This window comes from Pyrobaculum neutrophilum V24Sta, from assembly GCF_000019805.1.
GTDB classification, from domain to species: Archaea; Thermoproteota; Thermoprotei; order Thermoproteales; family Thermoproteaceae; genus Pyrobaculum; species Pyrobaculum neutrophilum.
This window is the reverse complement of record NC_010525.1, coordinates 784,559-800,839: the sequence shown is the minus strand read 5'-3', so window position 1 is coordinate 800,839 and position 16,281 is coordinate 784,559. Positions and strand designations below refer to the sequence as shown.

24 protein-coding genes are annotated in these 16,281 nt (G+C 62.0%); 5 read left to right on the top strand and 19 right to left on the bottom strand.

From position 1 onward, the window contains the following. Nucleotides 1-2 precede the first annotated feature (2 nt). Genes TNEU_RS04525 through alaS form a run of 4 tightly spaced genes read right to left on the bottom strand, consistent with a single transcriptional unit; the run spans nucleotide 3 to nucleotide 4,347 of the window. Nucleotides 3-743, bottom strand: a complete 741-nt coding sequence (locus tag TNEU_RS04525; RefSeq protein WP_012350260.1) for a DUF2192 domain-containing protein — start codon at nucleotides 741-743, stop codon at nucleotides 3-5. Next, the gene (locus tag TNEU_RS04520; protein WP_012350259.1) at nucleotides 712-1,260 is read right to left on the bottom strand and encodes a 50S ribosomal protein L16; all 549 of its coding nucleotides are present in this window, start codon (nucleotides 1,258-1,260) and stop codon (nucleotides 712-714) included. Before TNEU_RS04520 ends, TNEU_RS04525 begins: the two co-directional genes overlap by 32 nt. A 28-nt stretch (nucleotides 1,261-1,288) precedes the next feature. Beyond that, nucleotides 1,289-1,672: a nascent polypeptide-associated complex protein gene (locus TNEU_RS04515; RefSeq protein ID WP_012350258.1), complete on the bottom strand. Its 384-nt coding sequence runs from the start codon at nucleotides 1,670-1,672 to the stop codon at nucleotides 1,289-1,291. Beyond that, nucleotides 1,669-4,347, bottom strand: a complete 2,679-nt coding sequence (gene alaS / locus TNEU_RS04510; protein WP_012350257.1) for an alanine--tRNA ligase — start codon at nucleotides 4,345-4,347, stop codon at nucleotides 1,669-1,671. Before alaS ends, TNEU_RS04515 begins: the two co-directional genes overlap by 4 nt. 55 nt (nucleotides 4,348-4,402) lie before the next feature. Between alaS and TNEU_RS04505 the strand changes: the two genes are divergently transcribed. Beyond that, a complete protein-coding gene (locus TNEU_RS04505; protein ID WP_012350256.1) occupies nucleotides 4,403-4,792 on the top strand; it encodes a hypothetical protein in 390 nt (129 codons plus the stop codon). Here the strand turns inward: TNEU_RS04505 and spt4 are convergent. From spt4 to TNEU_RS04475, 6 genes are read right to left on the bottom strand one after another with little or no spacing between them, the layout of a single operon-like run. Beyond that, nucleotides 4,765-4,986: a transcription elongation factor subunit Spt4 gene (spt4, locus tag TNEU_RS04500; protein ID WP_012350255.1), complete on the bottom strand. Its 222-nt coding sequence runs from the start codon at nucleotides 4,984-4,986 to the stop codon at nucleotides 4,765-4,767. The genes TNEU_RS04505 and spt4 overlap by 28 nt on opposite strands. Beyond that, nucleotides 4,983-5,558 carry a DNA-directed RNA polymerase gene (locus TNEU_RS04495; protein ID WP_012350254.1) on the bottom strand — a complete coding sequence of 192 codons (576 nt, stop codon included), beginning with the start codon at nucleotides 5,556-5,558 and terminating at the stop codon, nucleotides 4,983-4,985. The genes spt4 and TNEU_RS04495 overlap by 4 nt, the downstream gene beginning before the upstream one ends. A gap of 30 nt (nucleotides 5,559-5,588) precedes the next feature. Next, nucleotides 5,589-5,930 carry a PIN domain-containing protein gene (locus tag TNEU_RS04490; protein ID WP_012350253.1) on the bottom strand — a complete coding sequence of 114 codons (342 nt, stop codon included), beginning with the start codon at nucleotides 5,928-5,930 and terminating at the stop codon, nucleotides 5,589-5,591. Next, on the bottom strand, nucleotides 5,927-6,970 hold the full coding sequence (locus tag TNEU_RS04485; RefSeq protein ID WP_012350252.1) for an ATP-binding protein: 1,044 nt from the start codon (nucleotides 6,968-6,970) through the stop codon (nucleotides 5,927-5,929). Before TNEU_RS04485 ends, TNEU_RS04490 begins: the two co-directional genes overlap by 4 nt. Continuing rightward, complete coding sequence (locus TNEU_RS04480) at nucleotides 6,967-7,425, bottom strand: HIT family protein (RefSeq protein WP_012350251.1); 459 nt, start codon at nucleotides 7,423-7,425, stop codon at nucleotides 6,967-6,969. Before TNEU_RS04480 ends, TNEU_RS04485 begins: the two co-directional genes overlap by 4 nt. Before the next feature lie 25 nt (nucleotides 7,426-7,450). Continuing rightward, the gene (locus TNEU_RS04475; protein WP_012350250.1) at nucleotides 7,451-7,651 is read right to left on the bottom strand and encodes a hypothetical protein; all 201 of its coding nucleotides are present in this window, start codon (nucleotides 7,649-7,651) and stop codon (nucleotides 7,451-7,453) included. 414 nt (nucleotides 7,652-8,065) lie between these two features. Between TNEU_RS04475 and TNEU_RS04470 the strand changes: the two genes are divergently transcribed. Further along, nucleotides 8,066-8,758 carry a hypothetical protein gene (locus TNEU_RS04470; RefSeq protein ID WP_148682345.1) on the top strand — a complete coding sequence of 231 codons (693 nt, stop codon included), beginning with the start codon at nucleotides 8,066-8,068 and terminating at the stop codon, nucleotides 8,756-8,758. Nucleotides 8,759-8,765: 7 nt separating this feature from the next. Further along, nucleotides 8,766-9,845 (top strand): nucleotidyltransferase family protein, encoded by a 1,080-nt coding sequence (locus TNEU_RS04465; RefSeq protein ID WP_012350247.1) that lies wholly within the window; start codon nucleotides 8,766-8,768, stop codon nucleotides 9,843-9,845. Nucleotides 9,846-9,850: 5 nt separating this feature from the next. On the opposite strand, the gene TNEU_RS04460 is transcribed toward TNEU_RS04465, so the two are convergent. After that, nucleotides 9,851-10,579, bottom strand: a complete 729-nt coding sequence (locus TNEU_RS04460) for a BtpA/SgcQ family protein (protein ID WP_012350246.1) — start codon at nucleotides 10,577-10,579, stop codon at nucleotides 9,851-9,853. 37 nt (nucleotides 10,580-10,616) lie between these two features. On the opposite strand from TNEU_RS04460, the gene TNEU_RS10245 reads away from it, so the two are divergent. After that, complete coding sequence (locus TNEU_RS10245; RefSeq protein WP_012350245.1) at nucleotides 10,617-10,793, top strand: hypothetical protein; 177 nt, start codon at nucleotides 10,617-10,619, stop codon at nucleotides 10,791-10,793. After that, nucleotides 10,786-11,241 carry a hypothetical protein gene (locus TNEU_RS04455; protein WP_148682344.1) on the top strand — a complete coding sequence of 152 codons (456 nt, stop codon included), beginning with the start codon at nucleotides 10,786-10,788 and terminating at the stop codon, nucleotides 11,239-11,241. The genes TNEU_RS10245 and TNEU_RS04455 overlap by 8 nt, the downstream gene beginning before the upstream one ends. 24 nt (nucleotides 11,242-11,265) lie before the next feature. Here the strand turns inward: TNEU_RS04455 and TNEU_RS04450 are convergent, their stop codons facing one another. Genes TNEU_RS04450 through TNEU_RS04415 form a run of 8 tightly spaced genes read right to left on the bottom strand, consistent with a single transcriptional unit; the run spans nucleotide 11,266 to nucleotide 16,256 of the window. Next, the gene (locus TNEU_RS04450; RefSeq protein WP_012350243.1) at nucleotides 11,266-11,628 is read right to left on the bottom strand and encodes a hypothetical protein; all 363 of its coding nucleotides are present in this window, start codon (nucleotides 11,626-11,628) and stop codon (nucleotides 11,266-11,268) included. Further along, complete coding sequence (locus TNEU_RS04445) at nucleotides 11,612-12,499, bottom strand: M48 family metallopeptidase (protein WP_012350242.1); 888 nt, start codon at nucleotides 12,497-12,499, stop codon at nucleotides 11,612-11,614. The genes TNEU_RS04450 and TNEU_RS04445 overlap by 17 nt, the downstream gene beginning before the upstream one ends. Nucleotides 12,500-12,544: 45 nt before the next feature. Beyond that, a complete protein-coding gene (locus tag TNEU_RS04440; protein WP_012350241.1) occupies nucleotides 12,545-12,910 on the bottom strand; it encodes a hypothetical protein in 366 nt (121 codons plus the stop codon). 19 nt (nucleotides 12,911-12,929) lie between these two features. Continuing rightward, entirely contained in the window at nucleotides 12,930-13,109 is a 180-nt protein-coding gene (locus TNEU_RS04435; protein ID WP_148682343.1) for a hypothetical protein, read from the bottom strand. 59 nt (nucleotides 13,110-13,168) lie between these two features. After that, on the bottom strand, nucleotides 13,169-14,374 hold the full coding sequence (locus TNEU_RS04430) for a helicase C-terminal domain-containing protein (RefSeq protein ID WP_012350240.1): 1,206 nt from the start codon (nucleotides 14,372-14,374) through the stop codon (nucleotides 13,169-13,171). 5 nt (nucleotides 14,375-14,379) lie between these two features. Then, complete coding sequence (locus TNEU_RS04425) at nucleotides 14,380-14,718, bottom strand: hypothetical protein (RefSeq protein ID WP_012350239.1); 339 nt, start codon at nucleotides 14,716-14,718, stop codon at nucleotides 14,380-14,382. A 12-nt stretch (nucleotides 14,719-14,730) separates the two neighbouring features. Beyond that, a complete protein-coding gene (surE, locus tag TNEU_RS04420) occupies nucleotides 14,731-15,480 on the bottom strand; it encodes a 5'/3'-nucleotidase SurE (protein ID WP_012350238.1) in 750 nt (249 codons plus the stop codon). Next, a complete protein-coding gene (locus tag TNEU_RS04415) occupies nucleotides 15,477-16,256 on the bottom strand; it encodes an EamA family transporter (RefSeq protein WP_012350237.1) in 780 nt (259 codons plus the stop codon). The genes surE and TNEU_RS04415 overlap by 4 nt, the downstream gene beginning before the upstream one ends. Nucleotides 16,257-16,281: the final 25 nt, after the last annotated feature.

Genomic DNA, 16,281 nt, shown 5'->3' with positions numbered 1-16,281 from the left:
CTCTACTCCAGCTTCGGCAGAGCGCCTTTTGCGAAGAGCTTGGCTAAGACCGACTTGTTTACCCTGTAGATGGCTGAGGCCACCTCGGCGATTAGCTTGTCCGAGGGCTTGCACTTCTGGAACCCCAGCTTCAGGCAGTAGCTGTACTTCTGTATCTTGAGGTCCTCGGGGGTCCTTATCCTGCCCGCCGCTATGTCCTCCGCAATCTTGTACGCGCTGTAGAACGCCGCGTAGTTGACCAACCGCTCCGAGAGCTCGGGGTACACCGCCTCGTAGGTCCTGAGGGCCTTCACGAGGAACATCTCGGGGTAGTAGCCCAACACGGCGCCGGTGAAGACGAGGCGGAGCACCCTAAACACCCTGTCCTCCACGGACTTGCCCTTGATCTCCTCCGTCTTGCCCCTCAAGGCGTCCCTCTGCTCCGGCGCCACCACCTCGGCTATGGATCTGATGAGCTCCACCGCCTCCATCGACTTGTTCTCTATGTAGAACACGTTGTCGAAGTCCCCCGGCGCGATAACGCCAGCTCCGTAGACCCCCACCAGGTAGACCGTGGCCACCTCCTTGTCGTACACCCCCTCCCTGGAGAGGCCCCGGAAGGGCTCCAGCCCCCTCCGGCTGTACAGCTCCTGTAGCTCAGCCACTAGGGCCGAGCGGGATGTGACGGCGCCGGAGAGAACCCGCTCGAGCAGATGTAGCGCGGCCTCTATCCTATCCCTGTGTAGCTGCTTTACCGCCTCCATCGCCCTTTGCCTCAATGACTATACGTGTTGGAAGCGGCAGCTTGGTAGACGCGCGCCTAAGCGCCTCCTTCATGTGGGCTACGTGCTCGGGTTTAAACTCGGCGTAGAAGATCACCTGCCCGGCCTCGACCCTCGCGGCTCTGCCCGCGGGGGAGCCGAAGGCGAGCCTCATCCCCTCCTGTAGACGGTCCGCGCCGGCCATGGCCAACATCCTGTTTTCCCTCAGCACGTGGTGGGGAACCGCCTCTAGCCTGAGGTAGTAGTTGGCGTCGCCGACGTACTTCGAGAGGTATTTATACGCCATCTGTCTAGCGGCCTCGAGGGCCTGCATCCTGATCTGCCCCCTCTCCTGGACCACCAGCTTAGCCACGAGGGGGAAGGCCGCCCTGGCGGCGGCGCTTGTGGTCCCCATGTCGAATTTCGGTATCTGGATCATGGGCGCTCCGTGGATGTACTCCTCCCTCGTGTAGGGCGGCCCCTTTATCCTTTTGTAGCAACGCGCTGGTCTAACCGGCATGCCACATAGATGGGTGTGTAATATAAACTTACCCTCCCCGTTTCTTCGAGAGGATCTTCATCGCGGCCTGCACCAGATCGCCCTTCGCCTCCACCAGCGCGTTTACGGCCTCCTCCCGGGTCGCCCCGGTCTGCTCCATCACCAGGGCTATGTCGTCTTCGCTGGGCTGGTAGCCGCCCTGCTGGGGCTGCTGCTGTTGTTGCTGGACCCGCTCCACCGCCGCCTCCGAGGTCTGTATCTGGTAGAGCAACACCTTGTTGGGCATCTTCATCAGAGCAACCGTGGGGTTGTTTATCCTGACCACCTCGCCGTTTTTCAGCCTAAGCTCCACATACGCAACGTCTACCTCCTCCACCTTTATCCCCATCCGCTTCAGCAACTTCTCCAGCTCCCGGGGGTTTGTGGGTATCATGCCAAAGCCCTCCTTATGGCCTCCTTTAAAGTCTGTATGTCGCCTTTGTACTGCCCCTGGGCGAAGGTCTTGGAGCCGCCTCCCCGGAAGCCCACCTCCCTCAGCGCTTTGACGATGGGGGCTACGTCCACGCCGCCTGTGTACACCGTGGCGCGCCCCCCGCCGACGAAGACCAAGACTAGGTCTCTGTCGCGGCTGGTGGCCGCCAGCGCTATCTTCCTGGCCAGCTCCTCGTCGTCTAGCTCCACCACAGCCAACCTGTGCCGCCCCACCTGCTCGGCCTTTAGGTTTTCCGCCAGAGCCGCGGCGTAGAGCTCGGCGTAGCGCCTCGCCCTCCTGTCCGCCTCCTCGGCCCTCTGGGCTAGCCTCCTCACGGCCTCCACCAGCTCGTCCCGGGAACCGCCGGCTATGGAGGCGGCCTCCGCGGCCCTCCTCTCCAGCTCCTGGACGTAGGCCAGGGCGTGCATGCCCGTCGTAAACACGAACCGCACAACGCCGTCTGCGATGCGCTCCACCTTCTGTATCTTGATTAGGCCGATCTCCCCCGTGGACCTCAGGTGCGTCCCTCCGCAGGCCTGGACGTCGTACGGCTGTTCGTCGGGGCCTATCTGCAACACCCTGATCTCCCTCGCCGGCACAACGCCGCCTTGGTAGAGGACAAAGCCGTATTTCGCCTCGGCCTCGTTCCTCGGCATTATCTTGGCGTAGACGGGGAGGTCCGCCTGCACCGCCCTGTTGGCGAGCTCCTCGATGCGCGCCACCTCCTCAGCCGTGGGCAACCTGTGGTGGGTCACGTCTATGCGGCTTGAGGGTATGTCCTTCTGCGCCCCCGCCTGCCATATGTGGGAGCCGAGGACCCTCCTAATGCTCTGTATCAAGACGTGCGTCCCCGTATGCATCTTCATCAAGCTGTACCGCCTCTCCCAGTCCACCTCGCCGACTACCTCGGCCCCCTCGGGGGGCGGCTGCCCCTCCACCACGTGTACAACGACGTGGCCCACCCTCTGCACGTCGACTACCTTGGCCTCGCCGCCTTGGAACTTCAAGACGCCTCTGTCGGCCGGTTGGCCGCCGCCTTCTGGGTAAAACGCCGTCTGGTCCAGAACCACGTATCTCCCGTCTATGACACGGAGCACCCTGGCTTTGAAGCTCCTCATGTAGGAGTCCTCGTAGAAGAGCTCCCGCGTCCTGGGGAGGTCGGCCACCTTGCCCATCTCCACCGGCGAGGACTCCGGCTTCTTCTCCCTCTTGACGTGCCTCGCCGCGAGCTTGGCGTAGAAGTCGTCGGGCACCTTCACCTCGGTCCCCAGCGACTTGGCCACCTCGGCCGCCACCTCAGGCGGTATGCCCTGGCTGTCGTAAAGCGCGACGAGGTCGTCTGCGTCCAGCCCGGCGCGGCCGCGGCGCCTGGCCTCCTCCAGGGCCTTCTTCACAGCCGCGGGGGCGGACTTGAGGACCTCCCTGTACCTCCTCTCCTCCATATCCACGAGCTCCAGGATTAGGCCTCTGGCCTCCCACACCTCTGGGTACTCCCTCTTGAGCTCCGCCAGGTGCATGTCGAAGAGCTCCACGAGGGGCGCGTCTACGCCCGCCAGCCTTAGGTTTTTGAGTATACGCCGTATCAGCAACCTCGCCAGATAGCCGGCGCCTGTGTTGGAGGGGATAACCCCGTCTGCGATCATCCAGGAGACGGTCCGGCTGTGGTCCGCCAGGACGTAGAGCGCCTCCTGCGGCCTCACCACCTCCCTAAGCCACTTGGGGTCTACGCCTATCTTCTCCGCGATGATGTCGTAGGCCTTCTCTAGGCCTATGACCTCTGGGTCCATCTGGCCGAAGTACACCGACGCCTTGCCCATCACCTCCGCAGGCGGCTCGGGGACGCCCAGCCTCTGCCGCGCCTTCGCCAAGTAGGGGCCGAAGACGGCGTCGTAGACCGTGGGCGTGCCCTTCAGTAGCCAGTAGATCCTCTCGAGGCCGTAGCCCGTGTCTACGATCTTGAGGGGGAGCTCGACGTAGCGCCCGTCTTTAACCTCGTAGTGCATGAAGACCAGGGTGGCCACCTCCAGCCCCCTGATCAACACCTCGAAGCACTCCCCCGCGTTGCCTCCCCCCTCCCACATCGACTCCTTGAAGGTTATCTCGTCGGGGGGTATCCCCAGCTCCCTGGTGAAGAACTCGTAGGCGTACTGGGTGGTCTCGTCTATCCAGTAGACGTATTTGTCGGGGTAGTTGAAGGCGTGGTGCGCCATCATCTCGAAGCCCGTCAGATGGCGCCCGCTACGGCCCACCTTATCCACGTCGGTTAGCCTTATCGAGGGCTGGGAGATGGCGAGGGGGTTGGCGGGCGGGGGGACGGCACCGCTGGTGACCCAGGGCTGGAAGTCGTAGATGGAGGCTCCCACGAGGTATACGTCGTCGCGCCACCTCGCCACCACGGGGTACCGCCTTATCCTCACGTGGCTGTTTCTCTCGAAGAACCTCAGGAACCTCTCCCGTAGATCGGCCAGAGACTCGACGGAGGCCCTGGCGGGCGGGTTTCCAATGAAGCCGTATGGGACGCAGGGCTGATCTCCGCAGTAGATCTGGTCAGCCCTCCTCGTCCAGAAGTAGGATTTACAGAGGGGGCACTGCTTCCTGTGGAAGCCCGAGCTCTGCAGTATCTTCGCCGACAGCACCCCCCAACTCTGTTGTAGATTTATATCTTTTTAATGGGGTGGCGTTTCGTCCCCCGTGGAGTTGGGCGAGGCTGTGGACATCCTCAGGGAGAAGCTCGGGAGCAGATCATTCCGGAGGGCCGTAGGGGCGACCGCCGCGGAGGCCGTCGAGACGTTGGTGAAGGCCTTCGAGGGGGGTTGCTGCATCTCTCAGCGGGAGGCCGTCGAGATGTTGAACAGCTTCTACGTCTTCGAATCTAGGCTGAGGCGGCTCCTGGAGATATACGACAGAATCAGCAGGGGTTCTCTGAGGGCTGTGGCTAGGGAGATACTCGGCGAGGATCTACCCGCCGAGCCCGTGGACTTCGACCTGCTGCTTAAGGAGCTGGAGCTCTACAGGAGGTACGTCTTCTCGATAGCGGAGAGGGCGCTGCGTTGCTACTCCTCCACCAGCTCCAAGGCGTAGATGCCCGGCTTCTCGATGCCGAGCCTCTTGGCTATGCAGGACTTGGCGGGCTCTATCACCGCTATCATGCCCCTCCATCTGCCCACGAACTCCTCGGAGCCGCAGTTGGGGCACTGCTTCGCGTCTTCGGGGACCACCAGCTTGCACTGCCTACAGGCCTTGTACCCCGGGAGGGTTCTCCTCCTGGCGCTCATGCCTTCTTCGCCGCCGGCTTCTTCTCCTTAACCCACTCGAGCTTGCCGAGGCCCGGCATACGCATTGTCAATGTGACGCGGAGTAGGAGGTCGGTCCCCTCCCTCGGCGTTGTGAAGCTGACGCCGGTGATGCGGGCCCTCACCACGTCCCCCACCCCCACCCTCCTCTTGGTCCTCTCCCCGATGTAGCTCTTGGTGCTCGCGTCGAAGAGTATATTCGGCTCGTCCATGACGTGTATCTTGTTTATGAAGCCGAGCACCGGCCCGATCCTCACCAACATGCCCATCTCTCTGACGTTTTCCACCACCCCCTCCACTATCTCGCCGTCTAGGGGCATGTAGGCCAGCATAGTGAAGAGGGCCTTGTGGTAGGTCCCCCCGTCGCCGAACACTATCTTCCCCTCTCTGCTGACCTTCGCCGTGAGCACCGCAACGACGTAGCCCACCTCCCTAAGGACCCTCCCCTCGTACCTCGCCTTCAGCTGCTGCAAAGCTATGTCCTCCAGAGGCTTGCCGAAGTCGGCGGGGGGTATCCTGACGTAGTCCTCGGCCTCCACCACTCTAAAGGGCACGGCCTATGGCATACAGCCGTTTATATACTTTTAGACAACGGCCAACTGGCCCTTGTGGAACTTAGCCACGGGGACCCCCTCCCCCCTCGCCCTCTCCGCCAACGCCCTATCGCCTGTCACCAACACCGCGCCTAGCTCCTTCGCCGCGTCGAGGACGGCTCTGTCGGCGGGGCCCCCCCTCTCCACGATCTTCGGCCTTAGGAGGGGGAGCAGCTCCAGCGCGGCTCTAGCCTTTCTATTCCTCGCCGCGAGAAGAGCCAGCTCCTCCCTAACGGCGGTGGGTATGTACACCTCGTGTTCCAGGAGCTGGCCTACGTCTACCCTCCGCTCGACTATGTAGATAAGCGCCGACGTGTCCAACACCAGCTTCATAAAGCCGCCGTCTCTACCCCAAGCCGCCTGGCGGCCTCGGCGAAGGCGGAGTCTCTGGCGGCCGCGACGAGCTGGAGCCTCCTCCTCTCCGCGATCTCGAGGGCCGAGGCGAGGAGGAGCTCCGCCTTATCTCTAGGCACGGCTAAATCGGCGTCGTCTACGAAGAGGGACGACCCCTCGTTTGCCAGGATAAGCTGGAGGAGTATGGGGAGCACCGCCTTGGTGTAGCTCCCGGCGTTGTAGACGTTTGTCCACAGGCCGCCCCTTTTCACATACATCGCTATCCTACCGCTTTTCACAAGCCCAACGCGTACGTCCTCCACGTCGGCCACGTGGAGGTATCTGTAGAGCTCCTCCCTAGCTCTCTCGTAGGAGGACTGGGTTAAGATTCGGGAGAGGTGGTGGGGGGTGAACTGGCCCTCGGGCCCCACGCTGGTGGCCGGCATTAGGTCGACGTGTGTCTCGTAGGTGTACTTCCACGCGGCCAGCCTCCTTCCGCTGATGAGGTAGAACTTGTCCTTAAGCCCGATCCTGAGGTCCAGCAGAGCTCTCTCGGCCGCGCGGAGGCGCTCGTCCTCCACCGCGCTGCACGTGATCAACACGTCTTCGTTCATCACGGCGTAGGGCGCCGTGCAGAGCTCCGCCTCGACGGGGTGGAGGAGGACGCCCCTCTCCCCCCTCTTCGCCATCTTGGCGAGGAGCACGCCGCCTCTCCCCACCCACTGCTCCACGTAGTTGGCCGCGGTTGAGTACCTATAGCCGTAGACCACCTCGCCCCCCTCCAGCTCCACCGCGAGCTCCACCGCGAAGGGCTTCTCCAAGTCGCCGCCGCGGTGGATGTCCTCGGGCTCGTGGATAATCAGAAGCGGGCCCTCCAGCGCCAGCCACTGCTCCCCCCTGCTCTGGATCAACAAAGCCGCCGCCTCGATAAACGTGGTCTTTCCCGAGTTGGGGGGGCCGTAGAGCAGCGTGTAGCGCCCCAGCTCTACGCATCTCTTGTCGACGGCGCGGAAGCTCTCGAGGCAGATCCGCTTGATCATAGGGCCTCCCGTAGCTCCCTAGTGAGCTTCACAAGCGCCTGGGGTAGATCGACGCCCGGCTCCACCTCCCTATCTGGGATTATGTGGAGGTGGAGGTGGCCCTCTAGACCCGCCCCCGCGGCTCGGCCGATGTTAAGCCCCACTATGAACCTCCCGGCCCCGACGGTCTTCTTAAGCGCCTCCATTAGCCTCCTGGCCATGTCCACCATCTCGGCCCACTCCTCGGCGGTCAGCTCCTCAAACTGCGACACGTGTCTGTAGGGGGACACCATGACGTGGCCCCAGGTGTAGGGGAACTTGTTCAATATGGCGAAGACGTGCTTCCCCCTGGCGGGCACGAGGTTTTCGTCGTCTCTCTCCCTTTCTCCAGCAGCCTTGCAGAGGAAGCACTCGCCCTTTCCCACGTTCTGTATATACCTCAGCCTCCACGGCGCGTATACGACATTGAAATCCACGGCCTATATCCGCGGTAAATATAGATTACGCCCTAGCGGCGTTTACCCTCCTCACCAGGATCTTCCCCGAAACGGCGTGGTATACGGCCTCCACGCCCTCCATGTTCTGCACCAGCATTATCTTGTCTATCCAGGGCAGATCTACGCCAAGCGACTCCAACACCTTATCTAGGTCGGTGGGCTCCTCGCCTATCTTGGATGCCACCAGCCTCGCCACCACCCTCATATCCACGGAGGAAGCCGCATCCAAATATATCAAGGCAACGTGTAAATTAACAGGAGGTCCGCCAACGCGTTCTCTCGGCCCTGCGCCTAGGGGGATTAGCTGAGTAGGCGTCTGCCGCCTTCAGACACCTCGACGCGCTTGCCTTACGTCGACGCCGTGGCCAACGTAGGGAGCGTGGATGCCGTAGACGTCTCTTCTTGGGGATGTGGGTTGAAGGCGGTTTGCCCGCGGTCTAACGACGCGAGCGGCGTCCACAGCGGCGTGTGACTCCGGCAGACAGCGCGCGACTGTTGCAAGGCCGACGCCGCCGACATGTGTCTCTCGACGCCGCGTAGCCTTCACGACGGCGTTGGCGTGCACCGCCGCGGCCGTGGCGGCTCTGAACATGTAAATTAATACCCTGTGTTTTTAGACGTGGCCAGCTTCAACACGCCTTGTACAGTGGTGGTGGGGGTGTCCTCGGGGAGGGCGGTGTATCTTGAGGTGGAGAGCGGTAGAAGGGTGGAGGAGCACGTCGGCGTAGATGTGGACTCGGTTGAGCCGAGGGCAGACGGCGATTTCCTCGCTGGGCACGTGGCCTTCACCTCCTTCGCCACCACCATAGTGAAGGCGGTGGCTCTGAGGAGGCCGGCCTACGTCCTCGACTACGGCGGCCTTAGGCCGTTGCCCCAGAGGGCGGTGGCGGTGAGCAACGTCAAGGCCAGGGAGTTCGGCGCTTGGGAGCAGGTTTGGAACAAGCCGGTCTACCTATCGGCGTCGGGCGCCACCGTGGTGGTGGGCGCCTCCAGAGCAGGCTCCCTGCTCCACATAAACGCCGTGCCGTCCGACGTGGAGCTCGCCAAGAGGATCTGGGCCACGGCTGGGGTTCTCCAGAGGGCTGGGGAGCTGAGCCTAAACTGCACATGTAGGCTGGGGCTTATGCCCTACGAGGTGTTTGTAAGCAGGGGGAACAGATACGTCGTTGCCAAGTTCTACCTAAACGCCTCCTCGCCGAGGAGCAGAAGGGCTTTCTTCATCGCTGGGGAGGGCGGGAACGTGGTGGAGAGGAGGGAGGTGGACGTGGGCGAGGCGGAGGTCGTGGCCTACGAATTTATAAAGCTGCTGTAGGTGCTCCATGGCAGAGTGCGGGATCATACTGGCGGGGGGCTTCGCCACGAGGCTGAGGCCCCTCAGCTACACCAAGCCCAAGCCCCTCTTCCCCATCTTAGGCAAGCCCGTCTTAGACTGGGTGATCGAGAAGGTGGCCGAGGTAGCGGAGCCCGTGGTGTCGGCGAGGTACCTTTCCTACGTCATCAGAAGCCACATAAACGCCAGGTGGGGCCAGAGGGTGAGGGTTGTGGAGGAGGATAGGCCGTTGGGCGACGGCGGCGCCGTTATAAACGCGGTTAGGAGCCTGGGCGTGAGGGGGCCCATAGTGGTGGCCAACGGCGACGTCTTCACAGACCTTTCGGTGAAGAGGCTGTGGGAGTTCCACAGGAGAGCCGGTGCGGCGGTCACCATAGCCCTCATCGAGGTGCCGCAGGAGGAGGTGGGCAGGTTCGGCATCGCCGTTTTAGACGAGGGGGGCCGCATCAGGAGGTTCGTGGAAAAGCCCAGGGAGCCGGTGGGGAGCAACTTGGCCAACGCCGGCTTCTACATCTTCGAGCCGGAGGCCGTCAGGGAGTTCCCCGAGCTCAACTCGGGGGAGGTCAAGATCGCCAAGCACATAATCCCGAGGCTGATGGAGAAGTTCGACATCTACGGCTACGTCCACAGAGGGCTTTGGTTCGACATCGGAACACATGCCGACTACCTGAAGGCCAACTTCGCCGCGTTGGACCGCTGCGATGTCTGTAGCCCCGAGGTGCCGGGGGCGAAGATAATCCCGCCTGTCTACATCGGCGAGGGCGCCACGGTGGGCGCCGGCAGCGTCCTCGGGCCCTACGCTGTGGTGGGCGCGGGGGCGAAGCTGGGGCCCCACGTAAGGGTGAGGGAAAGCGTGTTGATGGACGGCGTTGTGGCCGAGGCGGGGGCCTACATACACCGGTCGATCGTGGGGGAGGGGGCGGTGTTGGGCCGGTGGACGCGCCTGGTGGAGGCGGTGGTGGCAGACGGCGTATATGTAAAAGACGAGGTGTACGTGGGGCGGGGAGCCGCCGTGGGGCCCAACAGGGAGGTTGAACAAGACGTGAAAGACGGCGAAATTCTGCCGTAGGGCGGCTAGGACACCAGGGATAGCCGCCTCCTGGGGCTCAACGCGGCTTTAGCCTCGCGGACAAGCCTAGAGGCTTTGTCGAAGTCCACCTCCCTCCCCTCCTTGAAACACGTCCCGACGATGGCGCCGTCCACTATCTTCAGGAGGTGTAGGGTGTTGAAGCATATCCCGCTTCCGGCCAACACGGGGAGGTCCGTGTAGGCTCTGGCGGTGGCTATCTCCACCGGGTCGGGCGGCTCCCCGGTTTTTCTGCCCGTTATAACTATGGCGTCGGGCCTCGCCCTTGTGGAGGCCGTCTCCACCGCCTCCGCCAGCGTTGGGGGGTAGAGCGTCAGCCCGTGTTTGACGTGGACGTCCGCGAGCACCTTAACCCCTCTCAAGTAGGGGGCCTGCGGCAGGAGTATGCCGGATTCGGAGAGCACCACGTCGGTGTAGGCGTTGCATCGGATGAAGCGGCCCCCCGCGTATTTCGCGATGACGGCCGCCTTGCGGCAGGCGTTCCTGAGCAGGTTGACGCCTATGGGGATAGATAGGGCGCGCGCCACCTCCCTCGCCGCGATGGCGACGGCCACCGCCGTCTTGAAATCCGCCTCCGGCTTAAAGGGGGCGTCGTAGAAGTTCTCCACTATCACGGCGTCTACCCCGGCCTCCTCCAGCCTTCTCGCGTTTCTTACCGCGTGGTCTAGGTAGGCGGGTTCGTCTGCGGGGAGTAGGTGCACCACCCCGATAAGCATGCGAAAGTTTTAAAACCTAGTTTAAACTTTCGCCGCCATGGTCTACCCGCCGAAGACGTTGGTGGTGGGGAGGTGCTCTAGATGCGGCAGAAGGCTGTACGCCTTCGAGGATAGGTACGTCTGCAAGAAGATGAACTACGTCTTCTGCGACGTCTGCGCGAGGAAGCTACAGTACAGATGCCCAGACGCCATTACGCCCCTTGAGCTTGTCTAACATCCTCCTGTCTATAACGGCGAGCCCTGGGGTAAGAGCTGTTACTGTTACCCTGGGCGATAGAGCTCTCGCGGTGCACCTCTACGCCAAGACGGCCTACATAGCGGCCGTGGCGCGGGGCGTCGAGTGCAGGTTTGAAGATGGGGATTTAAAGAGGGCGGCTTGGCTACTCGCCAAGTTGATGGATAGGGTGGGGAGGGCCCTCAAGTCTAGGTACTACACCTACACGGGCCCCCTCGAGGTGGTGGAGGAGGCGGTGAGGTACAGACCCTACGTATCGCCTACCTCCACCGTGGAGATCACGTTGAGCGGAGGTCGCGCGGCCGTGGTAGGGGGGGAGTTCAGAAGGAGGTTTAGGACAGACGTCGACGTGGGCGGGGTGCTAAAGAAATATATAGAGCTGCTGGCCTCCTGCCGAGGTGACGAGACCAGGCTGGGTGATGTGTGATCGTGGTTAATAGCGCTGAGAGCCCTACTTCCTCCTAATATACAGCTCTCCGTCTCTCACCTCCAGCTGCGCAACCCCCGCGCCGAGTAGATACGCCACCGCCTTATTCGGGTCGTGCCCCTCCCTGCGGGCTCTTTCTATGAAGTCGGCGAGTTTCTCCGGCTGCTGGGGGGCGTCTATGTATAGACCAGGCTCCAGCTTGAGGTCGGTCTTCACCAACATATCCAGCTCGGTGTATATGAGGTATATCTTCTCCAGGAGGTTCACCACCACGGTAAGCTGCTTGTAGAGGTCTGCGGCTAGGGCCCTAAGCTCCTCGTCGTCGTACTTCTGGGCGACCCTCTCCAGCTGTTCTACTGCCCTGGCTAGGCTAGTGAGGAAGCGCATTGAGCCTCTTCAGCCTGTCGATGGTGAGGGGGTGGGAGCGGGCCAGCAACGACAGCCTAGCGGCGATGGGGTTCGCCACGGAGTCCACGATCCCGTTCCAGTCCAGCTTAACCAGCGCGGAGGCGAGGCGCTCTCTGTGTTTCGCCGCGGCGTATCTATCCGCCTCGAACTCAAAGGCGTGGAGGAGGGCTGTGAAGAGGAGCGCCGCGCCCACCATATGCGCGGCGAGCAACGCCACCGTGTATTTCGTATACACCAGGTGGACCAGCGGCACTCTGAGGGTGTACTCGGCGATGAGGAAGGCGAGGAGCTTGTGGGTGTGTCTATACCGTATGTGGCCCCGCTCGTGTTCCAGAACCGCCTGTAGCTCCTCGGGCTCTAGCCTAGCGTATAGGCCGGTGGTGAAGAATATGACGGGCCCTCCGGGGCCGTCCAACGTGAAGGCGTTTGCCCTCCTATCTCTAGCCACGCAGACCCCCGCCGGGGCGTGGTAGACCTCGTAGTCTCCAGGCAGGGCGGAGGGGTCCTCCAGAATTGCTAGCTTGTTCCTCCTCAGGTAGTCCACGTCTCCGTAGTTCGTCCTCACCACCCTCACCTCGTCTGGGATAAAGCAGCTCCTCCTCAGGTAGAGGTAGAGGGCTAGGTAGGCCCCAACTATTATGGCCACCCCCGCCGCCCACTGGAGCGCCGCGTTCTTCGAGAGGAGGAGCGGCACCAGCGACAAGGCCAGCGGCACCATGAGGAGGTAGGCGTTGGCCTGGAGAGGCGGCGGGTCGACATACCTCCCCCCTACGTAGGTGCCCACAAGAGCTGCCTTGTAGGCGTCGCCCCTGTATCTCCTACGTAGAAAGTCCAACAGGTCTAGACCCACCTCTCTGTACGCCGTCTGAAATATAAAGCCGGCGCGTAGGTTTGGCTACGGAATCTTCTCCGACTCTAGAAGCTCAAGGATTTTGTCCGGCTCGTAGGCGCTTAAGATGTCCCAGAACTTGTTGTTCTTGTACAGGCCGTACACCTTTCCCCTGGCGCTTCTCTTTATTATGGTGATGTAGCCCCTCTGGACTAGGTCGTCTAGAAAAGCCCTGATTAAGACTGTCTTGGCTCTGAGGTCTTGGCGGCCGTAGAGGTGGAGGTCCTGGGCCACCTTCGAGGGCCTGAAGGTTATTAGGTTGCCGCGGGCGTTCTGCACCTGGTCTCTTAGGAACCTAAGCGTAATGAGCTTGATGCGGATGGAGTCAGTCTTGTCGTTGTAAGCACGCGAGAGGGTTCGAATGTCGGCCATATATTTAAAAAAAGACCACCTATTTATTTGTTTCTTTTACATTTTTAGAGCACGTTCTCTCAAGATAGTCAATTTTCTCCCTGAGATGTGAAATCCGCCTCTCCAACTCTGCTATATATTTCATGAAATAGTTTATATAAATATCGCAAGGAGATAGCTCTTTGATCTCAAGGCCTAGAAGCCTCACGATCTTCTCCACAGGAGGCGCCTCCCCCACGTATAAACAGGCCTTTATGTGCAGACCTCGAAGGGGCGGCGTCACAAGGCCTTGGAGATGTAGCTGGGCAGTAGGTGTTTGTATTCTGTGAAGCGGTCGTCCATGAGGAGTATATATTTCCGCTCGCGCTGGAGGTTCCTCATCACCCTCCCAGCCGCCTGGATCACGTGGTTTACGGCTGTGAACAACACGGCGTAGCGGTAGCCGTCGTAGCCCAGGCGGTTGAGCGCCTCCACCATAAGCCAGAGCTCCCTGGATTTTATGTTCGGGATGGGGAAGCCCACCAGAACCCCCGCTTTAACGTCTAGGTTGACCCCCTCCGAGACGGGGCTACCGTAGTACGTCACTATGACGTGGTCTATGTCGCCCAGCGGCTTGTCGGAGGCGGGTACGTCGCCCAGCCTCCTCATATAGTACGACGCGAGCTCCTTATTCGGCAGAAACACAGCCACCCTCCCGTACGTCTCGTATAGACGCCTTACCTCCTTCGCCACCGCCTCCACGTAGGCATCCCTCATCCTCGTCCTGTAGCGGAACTCCAGAGGCTTGAAATCCACCTCCAGGTTTTCCTCTCCGGGGAGGCGGCGAACCTCCACGAACTGCGCCGAGAGGTGCTGCGTAAAGGGGGAGGAGAACCGGCGCAGTATAGAGGCGCTCGCCGCGATGAGGCCTCGAGCCCGCCTCACCACCTCCCCCACCAGGGGGAGGGCGAGACACATGGGGGCGTCCCGCCCCGGTAGGCAGTAGCGCCTGGAGTAGAGCTCCTCGTCTCTCACTGGGATTACGGCGAGGAGGTTGTGGGCCTCGTCCAAAGCCACTAGGTCGGCCTCCTCTAGCAGATCCGCCACAGCCGCCAGGTTGGAGACCTTTGAGAGGTAGGCCAGCGGAAGCACCACGACGTTGGCCCTCCTGCCCGCCACGTGTACAGCCTCGTAGGGGCAGACCCCCATCTTGTAGAGCCTCTCCACGTCGAAGATGAGCTTCTCGACCCTGCCGGAGCGTGCCTTACACACGCCCTGTTCTCTAAGCCTCAGGCACTGGTAGGCATTTTCGGCGCCTAGGGGGCATAGAGATCTGCGCCCGAAGAGGAGGCCGGCTCGGCCTCCGGACTCCTCGACGTATTTCGCCATCTGGAGGCCCTCCAGGTGGCTTTTCACAAAGACAAGGGCTTTTCTCCTGCCTGCGGCAACCGCCGCGATGCGTCGTGATTTTCCGTAGCCTGGAGGGGCGTTGACTACAATCCTCACCCGGTTTATAAGCTTTTTAAGATCTCCTGTAGATACTCCATGATCTTCGAGTCGGCTACCTCCTCCAGCTCTTGGCAGTTTTCGACGACCTTCTTCATGAAGGTCTGGGCCAGCTTGGGGTCTCTCTCCTTCAGCGTCTTAAGCCTCTCCGGGAGGTCGGCCCTTAGGGCCCGCGCTATGGCGTCCACCGACGTGAAGTACCTCTCCAGATCTCTTATCTGGTTGACGACGTCGTCGAAGACGTTTAACACCTCTGCGGGGACGCCGCTTAGGTCCATGGAGGCGTAGGCTCTGTTTACGCAGTATCTCACGAACTTGTACCTCATGGTCTTTACGACGTCCATGCCGCCTGTGGATCAGCAGTATATGTGTTTTGCGCCAAGTCCAGCGCCGAGTTTTCTCCCGAAGGCGTCCAGCTGGACAAGGCCGGTCTCCGTCACGCCGACTATCGTCACGCCGCGTTCGCCGTAGAAGAAGTAGGCGTCTGTCTCCGGCTCAAAAACCTCGGCGCGGGGGCCCCAGCGCCAGTAGAACCTCTCGCCCCGTGGGTCAACCCCCTCGTACAGCCTCTCCCGGTACACGGCGCGGGCGAGCCTCCGCGCGCAGTAGACGCCGCCGCTCCACTCGCCGGGGATGTTGAGGCTCACGGCGAGGACCCCCCTTGGGATGTGGCTGGAGGCCTCCACGGCCTCCACCGCGACCTTGGTCATAAGCCCGAGGTCCCCGCCGGCCTCCATGGAGATGGCAATGGATCTCGCCCCCAGAACCCCTCCCTGTATCGCCGCCCCCACGGTCCCGCTTCCATACGTCGCCTCCACCCCGATGTTCTCCCCCACGTTGACTCCTGAAAGCACCAGATCGGCGTCCGGCGCCACCAGCCTAAGCGCAAGAAACACCGCGTCTGCGGGGTAGCCGTTAACGACGTAGTAGTTGCCGAGCCTCCTTACCCTAAGCGGCTTGTGGTACGTCCTGGCCAGCCCGGCGGCTGACCGCGGCCTCTCAGGCACGACGACGACCACGGCGTGGCCGGCCGATGTCAGCGCCTCCACAAGCGGCTGTAGATAGGGCGTGTGAGGGCCGTCGTCGTTGGTGACCACTATCTTCATACGGAGGAGAGCTGGGACGTGTTTAAAGCCATATAGACGCCGGCAAAGGCTATGGCCGCCCCCAGAGCTCTCCGCGCCTTGAAGGGCCTCTCGGCCAGAGAGGTCACCAGGGGGTAGGTGGAGACCACCACCGTCGCGGCGACGTAGTCCCCCTTAGATATAGCCATGGTGTAGGAGCCGAACCCGACGAAGCTGTCCAGGAAGCCGCCGGCGGCCAGCCTGCCTATTCTGCAGTGGCTCTCCCCCGCCCCCAGGAGAAGGCCGGCCGCGGCAACCACGGCGCTTCTGACGACAAGGGCGAGGCCTGGGCCCATAAGCTCCACAGCCCTCGCGTATAGCTGAAGCGACGCGGTCCAGACGAAGGCGGCGGCCACGCCGTAGACGGCGCCGAGCCTATGGCCTTTTCCGCCCCAGCTGGCGACGGCGATGCCGAGTAGGGCGAGGCCGGCCGCCGGGAGGATGTGGAGCCTCCCAGCTGAGACGGGCAACAGCACTATGTAGAGGGAGCTGCTGACGTTCCCGACGGAGGGACCCCCTGTTTTCACAGAGGTTATGTAGAGCCAAGACCCGACAAGGCCCCCGAGGAGGGCTGCAGACGCGGCGTAGAGCAGGCCGGCCGCGGAGAGCTGGCCCATTGGGAGGAGGAGGCCGGCGGCCATGGAGAAGAGGGAGAAGAACGACAGCGCCTTCATCCTGCCTGTGCACTCCAACGCGGGCCTGTATACAACAGGCGCTAGGCCGTAAGCCAAAGCCGCGACCACAGCCGGTATCAACACGGGGGGTAACTGTTATATACGTATA